Source organism: Psychrosphaera aestuarii (assembly GCF_017948405.1).
In the GTDB taxonomy this organism is placed as follows: domain Bacteria; phylum Pseudomonadota; class Gammaproteobacteria; order Enterobacterales; family Alteromonadaceae; genus Psychrosphaera; species Psychrosphaera aestuarii.
This window is the reverse complement of the sequence record NZ_CP072844.1, coordinates 373,962-385,901: the sequence shown is the minus strand read 5'-3', so window position 1 is coordinate 385,901 and position 11,940 is coordinate 373,962. Positions and strand designations below refer to the sequence as shown.

8 protein-coding genes are annotated in these 11,940 nt (G+C 41.3%); 7 read left to right on the top strand and 1 reads right to left on the bottom strand.

The genetic code is table 11. From position 1 onward, the window contains the following. The first annotated feature begins 111 nt into the window (after positions 1 to 111). Entirely contained in the window at positions 112 to 738 is a 627-nt protein-coding gene (locus tag J9318_RS01855; RefSeq protein ID WP_210560810.1) for a LysE family translocator, read from the top strand. Positions 739 to 793: 55 nt separating this feature from the next. On the opposite strand, the gene J9318_RS01850 is transcribed toward J9318_RS01855, so the two are convergent. Further along, on the bottom strand, positions 794 to 1,708 hold the full coding sequence (locus J9318_RS01850) for an alpha/beta fold hydrolase (RefSeq protein ID WP_244731788.1): 915 nt from the start codon (positions 1,706 to 1,708) through the stop codon (positions 794 to 796). A gap of 126 nt (positions 1,709 to 1,834) precedes the next feature. Here J9318_RS01850 and J9318_RS01845 point away from each other — a divergent pair, with 126 nt between their 5' ends. From J9318_RS01845 to dapE, 6 genes are all read left to right on the top strand, one after another. Beyond that, complete coding sequence (locus J9318_RS01845; RefSeq protein ID WP_210560809.1) at positions 1,835 to 2,791, top strand: AAA family ATPase; 957 nt, start codon at positions 1,835 to 1,837, stop codon at positions 2,789 to 2,791. Continuing rightward, positions 2,784 to 3,794, top strand: coding sequence for a DUF58 domain-containing protein (locus J9318_RS01840; RefSeq protein ID WP_210560808.1), 1,011 nt, complete (start codon positions 2,784 to 2,786; stop codon positions 3,792 to 3,794). The genes J9318_RS01845 and J9318_RS01840 overlap by 8 nt, the downstream gene beginning before the upstream one ends. Beyond that, complete coding sequence (locus tag J9318_RS01835; RefSeq protein ID WP_210560807.1) at positions 3,778 to 5,877, top strand: transglutaminase TgpA family protein; 2,100 nt, start codon at positions 3,778 to 3,780, stop codon at positions 5,875 to 5,877. Before J9318_RS01840 ends, J9318_RS01835 begins: the two co-directional genes overlap by 17 nt. A gap of 171 nt (positions 5,878 to 6,048) precedes the next feature. Continuing rightward, positions 6,049 to 7,638 (top strand): hypothetical protein, encoded by a 1,590-nt coding sequence (locus J9318_RS01830; protein ID WP_210560806.1) that lies wholly within the window; start codon positions 6,049 to 6,051, stop codon positions 7,636 to 7,638. Positions 7,639 to 7,722: 84 nt separating this feature from the next. After that, the gene (locus J9318_RS01825; protein ID WP_210560805.1) at positions 7,723 to 10,407 is read left to right on the top strand and encodes a TonB-dependent receptor plug domain-containing protein; all 2,685 of its coding nucleotides are present in this window, start codon (positions 7,723 to 7,725) and stop codon (positions 10,405 to 10,407) included. A 155-nt stretch (positions 10,408 to 10,562) separates the two neighbouring features. Then, positions 10,563 to 11,861: a succinyl-diaminopimelate desuccinylase gene (dapE, locus tag J9318_RS01820; RefSeq protein ID WP_244731785.1), complete on the top strand. Its 1,299-nt coding sequence runs from the start codon at positions 10,563 to 10,565 to the stop codon at positions 11,859 to 11,861. Positions 11,862 to 11,940 lie beyond the last annotated feature (79 nt).

Sequence of the window (11,940 nt, the reverse complement as noted above, 5' to 3'; positions counted from 1 at the left end):
GCCCTCTTAGCGCCTGATACGCAAGAGGGTTTTTATTTGCCATTTTAAAATTAAATCACTACTCTAGCGTTTTTATTTTGCCAGTTCGTATACTTCAAACGGAGCCCTTTGGTGGTCGATTTAACTTTACTCGCGGTATTTATTCCTACCTTTTTTATTGTCAGCGTAACCCCTGGCATGTGCATGACATTAGCGATGACGCTAGGTATGACTATTGGAGTAAAACGTACATTATGGATGATGTTAGGCGAAGTCATTGGTGTTGCTATCGTGGCGGTTGCTGCTGTTATCGGTGTGGCTGCTTTAATGCTAAAGTTTCCAGCCTTGTTTACGGTGTTAAAATTTGTTGGTGCAGGTTATCTAGCGTGGATAGCCGTTCAGATGTGGCGCAGTAAGGGAAAAATGGCAATATCTGATAACCCAGACAATGCCGTTATTCACTCAAACGTAGGCTTATTTAATCAGGGCTTAGTAACGGCGCTCGCAAATCCTAAAGGCTGGGCGTTTCAGGTTTCGCTCTTGCCTCCATTTATTAATCCAGATCTTGCTTTACCGGCACAATTAACCGTACTTGTGCTTATTATTATGTGCTCTGAATTTGTATGCATGATGATGTACGCTACCGGCGGAAAAACCATAGGTCGAGTGCTAACCAAAAGCCAAAACGTGCAAAGACTTAATAAAATCTCGGGCTCCCTCATGATGATGGTCGCGGTTTGGTTGGCACTAGGTAATTAGCCGTTTTTAGCCTTATCAAAGTAACCTATTTAGTTTGGGTACGATGCATTACACCTTACCCATCATGTTTATTCAAAAAGTCTAACACTTGGGGAAAATGATCTTCTATCGCTGCAGGCGCGGTAAGAATATCAATGTGGTCGTAGTCTTTAGCGTTACCATTTTGTTTGGAAAGAAGTGTAAAACTGGCGTTCGGATTTTGGCATTCATCCATAAACAGCTTTACGTCGGTTTGGTGTCCCAATGAGTAATCTTTAACGCCCGTTAAGTGCCATGTCGGTGGCCAATTTGTCGTCTTAGCAGCCTCCGCATAATCAAAAGCGTCAACGGGATCGATCCATTCACTCTTTTTTACCCAAGCGATGCTTTCTATTAACGCTTGTCTTGGCTCTGAATCAGCTCCTACATTCATTTTTTTTGCATCTAAGTAGCCAGCTTTTTTTGTATACCAAGGCGCAAACCACTTCCAAAACAGATCAACTTTCAGTAAACGCTCTATGTTCATCACTGTCACTTGGCGCTTAGTACCAAACTTTACCATCGACTTTACTTTTTTGTGTAATTCAGGAAATCGAATGTAAGCACTTGCAAACATTACACCACCCCAAGAATGACAAATCACATGACATGCTTGTTGAGTTTCTTGAAAGACATAGTCTACCAACGCAGGAATGTCTTTTGTCGTCACGTCATGATAACCATGATCGTTTTTTTCTTTTACCGATGGAGTACTAAAACCTCGACCACGGTAATCCGCGACAAAAATATCAAATCCCTGTTTTGCTAGATAACCAGCTAAGCCTTTTCCTGACTTAGTATAAAAAATACGACCATTTTCGATAGAACCATGGAGCATTAGAATTGGAGTGCGCCTTTGCTCGGAATTTTCCGTATGAATTCGACGAACATGTAATTGATGGCCATGACACTCTACAAAATGTGAGCTTTGTTGGATTTGGGCTGAATGCAAAATAGATACTCCACTGGTCGGATGACGATAAGCTTAATCATAACCACAAGAATATCAATGTAAATTGTATGTTTACTTTTTTATGACCATCACTAACACTAAGGTATTGAACCAATAAGGATACACATGGCTATAGAACTGCAACGAGAAAAACTTAATGACGTTTTAGCTTATCTCAATAGCGTATTGTTAGGTAAACAAGAGCAAGTACAGCTAGCGGTGACTTGTTTATTAGCCAATGGTCATCTTCTTATTGAAGACTTGCCAGGTATGGGCAAAACCACCTTATCGCATGCATTAGCCGATGCCTTTGGCTTAGACTACCAGCGCTGCCAGTTTACATCTGATATGTTACCCGCTGATGTTATTGGGGTATCTATTTTTGATCAGCAGCAGCAAGCATTTACCTTCCATAAAGGTCCTATTTTTTCGCAACTACTGCTTGCCGATGAAATTAACAGAGCGAATCCTAAGACGCAAAGTGCGCTTCTAGAAGCCATGGAAGAGCAACAAGTTAGTATTGATGGAACCACTCACACTCTGCCAAATCCACATTTTGTTATCGCTACACAAAACCCTTCACATCAAAGTGGCACCTATCCGCTGCCAGAGTCTCAGTTAGACAGATTTTTAATGCGAATCCAAATTGGTTATCCACCAGCCGATGCTGAGTTTAAGTTACTGAGTAAGACTCGTTCGACAAACTTAAGCTCTAGTAGCGCCGCTGACCTCAACGATCCTAAGAGCATGGCGATTTTATCGGCTGATGACTTAGCCCAACTTCAACATGCTTCGCTTCAAGTTCATAAGTCGGACGAGGTCATTCGCTACGTAATGCGATTGTTAGCCTACTCACGTACAGAGAATTTATTCCCTAACGCTTTATCACCTCGAGCAGGTGTTGCGTTGATGTCGGCAGGGCAAGCTTTTGCTTATATTAGCGGTCGAGATTTTGTGACGCCAGATGATATACAAACCGTCTTTGGTCCCGTTGCCGAACATCGACTTCGGGCTGGACGAGGAACGATGTTTAACACTGACTTTAGCGCACAAATATTGGAAGCTGTGCCAGTTCATGACTAGCCTGTTTCAATCACCATTAAAAAGTTGGCTAACAAGACGGTTTCCGCCGTCAAATCAGATGTCATTAGGCCATAAAAACATTTTTATTATGCCCAATAGCCATGGGTTTTGGTTGTTGCTCTGTATTCTGGTTTTGTTTATTTTAGGAACTAATTACCAAAATAACCCTATTTTACTGGTTTGTTTTTTTATCATCAGTATTGGTATTTACGCAATTCATACCGGATTTAACAATCTAAACGGTCTTACTATAAAGTTACTAAGTGTTAATAATGTCTACGCGGGGCAACCTTGCACTTTGACCTTTGACATTTCTCATTCAACTTCAAACAACAAAGCCCAACATTTAACGGCAATAGTCGATGGTAAAAGGCACCTTCTTAAGCGTTCGGTAAGTCAGCCAACGATTTTTAGTTTATCTCTTAACCAAAGCAGTCGAGGCAAATTTACGTTGCCACCAATTATTTTTCGTAGCGACTTTCCCTTTGGTCTAATCAAAGCTTGGAGCTACTTCAGAGCGAGCTCAACCATAGTGGTTTACCCAACACCCGTAACCTCTGACTGGCAAATGATTGCACAAGCGGCACAGGATGATTTGGGGTTGGGCAATGATATCGATGTAATTAACAGCGGTGACACCAACTTTGAGGGCATAAAAAGCTATGTACCAGGTGCTAGTTTATCGCACGTGGCTTGGAAGCAAGTGGCTAAGTCTTCTGGTGATAATTTAATGCTAAAAGAGTTTGTAGATTCAGAACTGCACAGCGTATTTTTATCGTTGGAGTCAGTGCCCTCGTCATCATTAGAGCTTGCATTAAGTCAGCTTACCGCCGCCTGTTTAGAACTACATCAAGCTAATAAACCTTTTGGCTTATACTTGCGGCACAATGCATTTCCAACTATTACCGTTGCGCCAAGTGCTTCACAAGTACACCTTGATCATTGTTTATCAACTTTAGCCACTTTTGCACAATCGAGTACTGGCAATGATGAAAATAACTAATAATCGTTTGCCTCAGCTCGCCATAGTGTCATTTGGCGTCGCGTTGCTTGCATCTATTGTTTTGCTAAAAGAAGCATTGATAATTAGCATTATTTCATCATCGATATTGCTTGTGATTGGTAAGGTATGGTCTGCCTATCAAAGGCCAAACTTAACTGCCTTTTTTAGTGGCAACGTAATGAAAAACATTGGCGCACTGTGCCTCGCCTTGATGATAGTGCCACAAAGTATGAGTAGCGGGCTGTTAAATAGTATGGTGAACTTGTTATTTGCAGGCTCTGTGATGTGGCTATTTACCGCAAATCATAAAAAGACGACATGGAGTATTCAGGTTTTTATAACTATCGCACTGTTGGTGTCTGTTTCTTTTATCTATCAACAATCACTTGAATATGCGCTACTTGGTTTTGTTATTTTAATGGTGGGTATATTCGCATTATTTCAAACTCAACATCATTTGTTACAGTCAGATGTTAATGCGCCTTTAAAGTCTAACTTTGGTCTAAAATCGTTTTCTATCATGATCTTAACTGGTGTAGTTGGCAGTGGCTTACTATTTATTGTTATGCCTTCTCTCACCCCTTTTTGGAAATTGCCGCAACAAAAAATAACACCAACCGGATTGAACGATAGTATGACACCTGGTGATATTGCTAACGTTGCCAAATCATCAAGATTGGCCTTTCGCGCAGAATTTACCAACATGACAAATCCACGCCACGCAGACAGGTACTGGCGAGTTTTAACTATGGAGGAGTTTGACGGTAAATCGTGGCGTCAAGCAGAGAGACGTAAAACAACAAAGTCGAGTCGTGATGTAATTGAGAAATCAGCGTTAAAACAGCTCATACAAAGCGCCGAACAAACCCTGAACTATTCGGTTATTGCTGAGCCTAATCAGCGTTCATGGTTATATAGCTACGGCACCAGTGTTAGTAATAATCAAGACATATTTCTACTTAACGATACTCGACTCATTCGCAATAAAAATGTAACGCAACGAGTGAAGTACGACGCTAAACTGCTTGCTCAGGCCAACATATTAGCGTTAACCGAGAGTGATGTTGCTATTAACACAAGATTACCTATTTCTGCACAACCCAAAGGTAAAGGCTCAGCCACTTCGCTACTAAAAACAAAACAGCTAGCGGACGCTTTATGGTTAAATGCTAACGGCAATATTGATGAGTACAACCGTTTGATACTTAACTATTTTGCTGAAAATAACTTTACCTATTCTTTATCACCACCGCGTTTAACCGGTGATCACGTAGATCAGTTTTTATTTGATACACGCACCGGTTTTTGTGCGCACTTTGCCAGCGCTCATGCGGTTTTATTGCGTTTAAAGGGTATTCCTGCGCGTGTTGTCACTGGTTACCATGGTGGCGAGCTTAACCCTAATGGTAATTACTTTAATGTTTACGACAGCAGTGCCCATGCTTGGGTGGAATATTCAGCAAACAAGCTCAATTGGCAACGTACCGATCCTACCGCTGCGGTTTCTCCAACCCGCATTAACCAAGGTATTGATCAAGCCTTATCACTGACAAATCAGGCAACAAACGATGCACTGTCGATAGTAAAACAAACTCCTTGGTTAAACATGTTAAGGCAACACATTCAGTCTTTAGACTATTACTGGACAGTTTGGGTGTTAGACTTTGATCAGGCTAAGCGACAAAATTTTATTTCATCGATGACACAAAACTTAAAGTGGCATCATCTAGTGTTAGCGATAATCGCGATTATTGTCATGTTACTCTGCTGGTTTACTTTTTCTAAATTACGCGCCCGCCAAACCATGTCATTAACTGAAAAACTGATTAAGAAGCTGTATAAACAACTTTCACATAAAGCCGACAACCCGGAGTTGATCGCCTATTCAGATCATGCACAAAACACTCAAATACCAGCTTTTAATTCACTGACATTAATGCAACATAAAAGCCTGCTAATTGATAAATACCCTCAATTTAAAAATGAAATTAACGAGATTATCTCTGCGTTTAATCATTTCCTTTATGCCAAAAATTCCACCTTAAGCTACAAATATTTGTCTAACAAAATAGCCTCAATCTGAGTCTCATCTCCGTTAAGTCGTTTTTATTAAAACGAACACTTTGTCATCAAAGCGTCATCTTGCTTTCTTAAATCTGTCATTTTTATTCAGTAGATTGTGCTGCAGATATTTCAGATTAACTTTTTTATATACCTAAATTTAAATAAAACAGTTCGACTTTCGGAGAGCAAAATGGAACTTAAAAACATCTTTCGTATTTCACTTGTAGCAGCAGCCGTTTCTTTAACAGCATGTGGCGGCGACATTAACATTACCCCTACTGTAAATGACAACAGCACAGTGACTGATAACAGTGTAAACAACTCAAACAATGTTGCGGCACCTGAGCCAGTTGTTGAAGTAGAATGCGCAAGTTACGAGTCTTCAGTGGGTACTGTTGAAGGTGTTCAATCTGGCGATGACTGTTTATACAATGACTCATTCGCGAGCAAAAATATATCAATCATGTCAAACATAACGTTTGAAGCCTTACCAAATGGCGGTGTTCACGTATTTGATAACGCTCTTCAAATTGGTGAAGATGGCGATACAACTACGGGCTTTGTTGTGCCAGAGAATGGGCCGACAATGACAGTGAAACCTGGCGCAATGTTAGCGTTTAAATCAGGTGAAGCGATTATTCGTATTGCTCGTGGTGCTAAAATTCAAGCGATTGGTACTATCGATGCGCCAATCGTATTTACCTCTGCTAACGCTTTCCCTCGCTTAGACGATGCAGGCCAAGGCGCACAGTTTGCAGACTGGGGCGGAATCATCATTAACGGTAACGGTATTACTGACCAATGTACTGATGCAGAACGTGCGGCATCCACTTGTAACGTAGCTTCTGAAGGTATTACTTCTTACTTTGGCGGTAACGACAACGCTGACTCAAGTGGTTCTATCAAATATGCCAAAGTATGGTACGCCGGCTCAGGCCCTCGTGTAGGCGGTGAAGGCGACGACTTAAATTCATTAACGCTTAACGCAGTTGGCTCTGGTTCTTCTTTTGATTACATCCATATTCACCAAGGTTTTGATGACGGCATTGAGATCTTTGGTGGTGCAACTACGCTTTCACACGTTGCGGTAACTGATACTCAAGATGATTCATTTGACTTTGACGCAGGTTGGCAGGGTTCGGCTGAATTCCTATTTGTTAAGCACGGTACGGTAAATACGCGTGACGGCCAAGTTGCAAATATGGGCAATAACGGTTTTGAAACTGATGGTGAAAAGGGCGATACGTCGGCTGAAGCGCCAGTCACAAACCCGACTATTTCAAACGTGACGATTATTACTACCGATGCTAATTCAGTACGTGATGACGACCCTTCTCAAGCCTTTAAGTTTGATGATTCAGTTAAGTCTATGTACAAAAATGTATTAATTGTTAAAGAAGCGGGCGCCAATACTTCTTGTGTTGAGCACAAGTCTGATGGTGAGAAAAATGCGGATGCAATCACATTCAGCGGCTCAGTTATGGCTTGTGCATCTGAATTTGCGGGTGAGGCGACATTTGGAACAAGCGCACCTGTTTCACTGCAAGGCACAGCTAAAACAGAGTGGTTTGACAACGGTGGTGTTAACCAACGTATCGCAGCAAGCTCAGACGTATTAGCCGCTGACGGTTTTGCAACAAACACGAGCTCAACGGCTATTACAGTAGCAGCGGATGCAACGGGTGCAGCAAACTTTATTGGTGCGGTATCAGACCAAGACACAACATCTAATTGGTACAAGTGGGTTGAAATGGCAGTAACTGCTGCTTCTAACGACTAATCACTTGATTAATTAAATGGGCGCCTTATGAACGGAAATCTTCTACAGGCGCCTTTTTGTTGATGACCCAATTAGGATTCAAACATGTTAAATCGACGCAAACTCAAAACCATCAGCGCAGCGGTCACGCTTGGTTTATTGGCTCAAGCCAATATAGCCATCGCTGCCGATGAGGATGAAATAGAAGAGGTGGTTGCCGTTGGCACTCGTCTACAAGGCAGTGCCGCTGCAGTAATCGAAGAACGACGTGGGCAAGCATTTGTAGCCGATATTTTAGGTGCTGAGCAATTATCTCGTACTGGCGATAGTGACGCTGCTTCTGCTCTTCGCCGAGTAACAGGCCTTACACTCGTAGACGGTAAATTTATTTATGTTCGAGGACTAGGTGAACGTTATTCAAGCGCACGTTTAAATGGCGCGAATATTCCGTCGCCAGACTTAACCAGAAACGTAGTACCTTTAGATATTTTCCCATCTAGCATTATTGAGAGCCTTTCGGTTCAAAAAGCTTACTCACCATCTATGCCAGCGGCATTTGGTGGCGGTGCGATAAATATTCGAACTAAAACAGTACCAAAAGAATTTACCGCCGGTATTGAAGTTGGCGCGAGCTACGACACATCTGCGGACAATGGATTTACCTACAACCGTGATGACTCAGGCATATCTAGCAATCTAAAAGAAGCCATTTCTTTTTATCGTGGTGACTTTGATACGGCATCAATCGTCAATAAAAACGGGTTGGTGTCTGACGATATGAGTTCGGCTGGTGAAAAAGCCAATCTAATAAACCAAGAGCTATTAAAGTCTTTACCAAGAGAAATGGGCTTGTCGAAGTCTTCGCTTGATCCTGCTTATAATGTTAAAGCTCACATCGGCAATAGCTTTGTATTAGAAGACTACGATGTTGAATTAGGCTTTTTAGCCTCTGTGGCTTACGACACAACATGGGATGCATCAGAAAAGCGCACTGCGGTTCTTTCAAAAGATTTTGCTGATAACTGTGCAAAAGAGTTAAACACCGCTGATGATGCTCAAAACTCTTGTTTTGAAACGATGAAAGACTCTGTTGAAACCACGGAATCTGAGCGCATGAATGCGGTTCTTAACTTTGGTGTAAAGTACGATACGCACAGTGTGTCATTGTCTAATTTACTGTTAACAGACAGCGAAGATGAAACTGATGTTTCAATACAGCAAAGCCCAGGTGGCAGTTCAGTCTTTTCTATTGTGGGTGATGGTCGTGCAAATCGAAATCATGACTTTAAATTCGAAGAACGTGAATTACAAGTAACTCAACTTGTCGGCCAGCATACCTTGGTCGATATCAGTGGTATCGGCTTTGATTGGCAATATACACGCTCAAAAGCCACCACAGATATTCCGGTAAATACGACGTATCGCTTTAGAGATAATTATGAGGGTGGCGACTATGCCAACTCCATTATCACTGGCGACCAAAACCGAGCGGTGTACTCATACACGGACATGGAAGATAGAGTAACGTCTTACGGCGGTAACTTTACTTTACCTGTTTATGCGGGTGACTTTGAACTTGAATTTAAAGCCGGTTACGACTTTAGCGACCGCGCTCGAATTTATGAAACGTCTAGTTTTGCCGTCAATAATAACTCTGGTGTGGCTATTGAAATTAATGACGGTTCGCAAGACCCATTATCAAATAGCGAATATTTGACCGATGAGTTCTTAAACGGTCAAAGTATTTTGTTGTCATTTAATGAACCGACCGCCCCTGATGCCGATGATTACTTAGCGGCTCAAAAAATTGATGCTGGTTATGGCGCATTTGACATGATTTATCAAAATGCATGGCGTGTTAGTGGCGGTTTTCGCTGGGAAGAGTTTAAACAAAGCTCAATTGGTACTTCATCTTTAATTTTCACTCAAGAAGACTTAGATATCTTTTATGATGAGCAAAAAATTGCCGATGGTACTATTCAAGAAGATGACATATTTCCCGCACTTTCATTTACTTACATGGCCGGTCAAAACTATCAAGTTCGCTTAGGTTATGGCGAAACCATTGTTCGTCCAGACTTACGTGAAGTTGTGCCAGTATCCTACTTTGACCCACTTACAGACATTCGTACGTTTGGTCGCGTTGGTTTGCAAAGCAGCCCAATCAAAAACCTAGATTTACGGTATGAGTACTATGGTGATGCTGGCGATAACTTCTCAATTGCGGCTTTTTATAAAGACATAGAAGCACCAATTGAGACTGTGTTACGAATTGGTGATGACGATTATTCAGCAACCTTTACAAATGGCGAAACAGCCAAAGTTTATGGTATTGAGGCAGAATGGTTATACGACTTAACATCATTGTCTGATGGTTTATTTACATCAGGTAACGTTACTTTGTCAGATTCTGAAGCTGAGATTGACGCCGCCTTTGCGGGTAATTTAACAAACCCAGTTAAGCGTATGACCGGTCATTCAGAATATGTTGTTAACTTGCAGTTAAACTACGACTCTTCTGACGGTAACCACAGTGGCTCATTAGTTTACAACGTGTTTGGTGAACGTATCCTTGCTGCCGGTGTTGCGGGTCGTGACGATGCCTACGAGCAACCATTTCATTCGTTAGATTTAGTTTATACTTACTACCCTGACTTTAATTCTAAGATTAAATTTAAGGTTAAAAACCTATTAAACGAAGATCAAGAAGTGACCCAGTCAGACATTGTGATCCGTGAAAAAGAAGTGGGTATGGGAATTAGCATTTCCTATACTTACGAATTCGATTAATGACTTATTAACGTTAATAATTGAACGTTATGAAAGCCACCGTAAGGTGGCTTTTTGTTGTTACATTATTGTCATAATACATTCACTTAGCAGTAACCTATGTGTCACATTAAGTCGCTTTAATTGATTAACTTTTAATAAATAATATGTAGATCATGCAGACTTCTCCTGAGACCCGCGCCACTAGCGCACCAGCTCGTTCAAGTATTGAACCTAACATGGCCGTTGACGCCGCTTTGCATTCTGATCAATCTGTTGAACTTCAACAAGCATTAATACATTTAACGCAGTTGGTTCACCGACCGTCTGTGACTCCGAATGACGCCGGTTGCCAACAATATATTTCTAGAATATTACAACAACTTGGCTTTTCAATAGAGTCTTTTGAAAAGCAAGGTGTTAGCAACTTGATCGCTAAGATAGGTAATGGCCCTATAAGAGTGGCGTTTTCTGGTCATACCGACGTTGTTCCTGCACCTTACCCTGAAAATTGGTCCTCTGACCCTTTCACACTAGATATTGACGGTGAAAAAATCACAGGTCGCGGTGTCGCTGACATGAAAGGCGGCATAGCAGCAATGTTGGCAGCCGTTGAAATGGTAGTTACTCATTTAGACTTTGAGCAATTCACTTTCTATTTTTTAATAACCAGTGATGAAGAGGGTGAAGCTGAATTTGGTACCCAAGAAATTATCGAGAAGTTAGAAGATCGTAATGAGTTGCCACATTTATGTATTGTTGGAGAGCCTAGCAGCCAATCGCAGGTGGGTGATGTGTTGAAAATAGGCCGTCGTGGGTCTTTGTCTGGTGAAATTACTATTTTTGGCCAACAAGGGCATGTCGCCTATCCCACATCTGCAAACAATGCGGCACATAAAGCCATGACATTAGGCAGTTGGTTGAGCAGTTTGTCTTGGGATGAGGGTACTAAAGATTTCCCTGGCACGCATTTACAAATTACCGGTATAAACACCGGTGAATGGACCGATAACATTATACCGGGGCGATGCACGTTGCAATTTAACGTCCGATATAGCCACAAAGTTACTCAAGAACAAATCATTAAACGCATTAATGATGGTTTGATGCAACTTAAGCAGTTAACTAGCGATATTAATGTCGTTTGGTCTAGACCTTGTATTCCCTATCTAACATCAGTAGAAATCGACGATTCACAGTATATCGGAGACGATGTTGACTCACATATACAAAGCTTTGACTTAATTATTGAGGCAGAAAAAGCCATTTTCAGCGAAATAAGTATATTTCCTCGGTTATCCGTATCTGGTGGCACATCCGATGGGCGCTTTATTGCAAATAAGGGCGCTCAAGTTATAGAGCTTGGCTTACCAAATCACAGTATTCACAAAATAAACGAACATATTCACAAGAATGACCTTTTTCACTTGACGAAAATTTATAAACGCTTACTTTTAAATCTGATGACTAAATGAACTGGCGTTTCAATTTGTTGTGCGTAATTGTAATTCGCTTTTTGCAGTTAAATTGTTAGCATCTCCATTAATAACAATA

Bases quoted from the DNA above. Each gene is read 5' to 3' on its own strand.
- J9318_RS01840 (WP_210560808.1), top strand. From the start codon at position 2,784: ATGACTAGCCTGTTTCAATCACCATTAAAAAGTTGGCTAACAAGACGG.
- J9318_RS01835 (WP_210560807.1), top strand. From the start codon at position 3,778: ATGATGAAAATAACTAATAATCGTTTGCCTCAGCTCGCCATAGTGTCA.
- J9318_RS01830 (WP_210560806.1), top strand. From the start codon at position 6,049: ATGGAACTTAAAAACATCTTTCGTATTTCACTTGTAGCAGCAGCCGTT.
- J9318_RS01845 (WP_210560809.1), top strand. From the start codon at position 1,835: ATGGCTATAGAACTGCAACGAGAAAAACTTAATGACGTTTTAGCTTAT.
- J9318_RS01825 (WP_210560805.1), top strand. From the start codon at position 7,723: ATGTTAAATCGACGCAAACTCAAAACCATCAGCGCAGCGGTCACGCTT.
- dapE (WP_244731785.1), top strand. From the start codon at position 10,563: ATGCAGACTTCTCCTGAGACCCGCGCCACTAGCGCACCAGCTCGTTCA.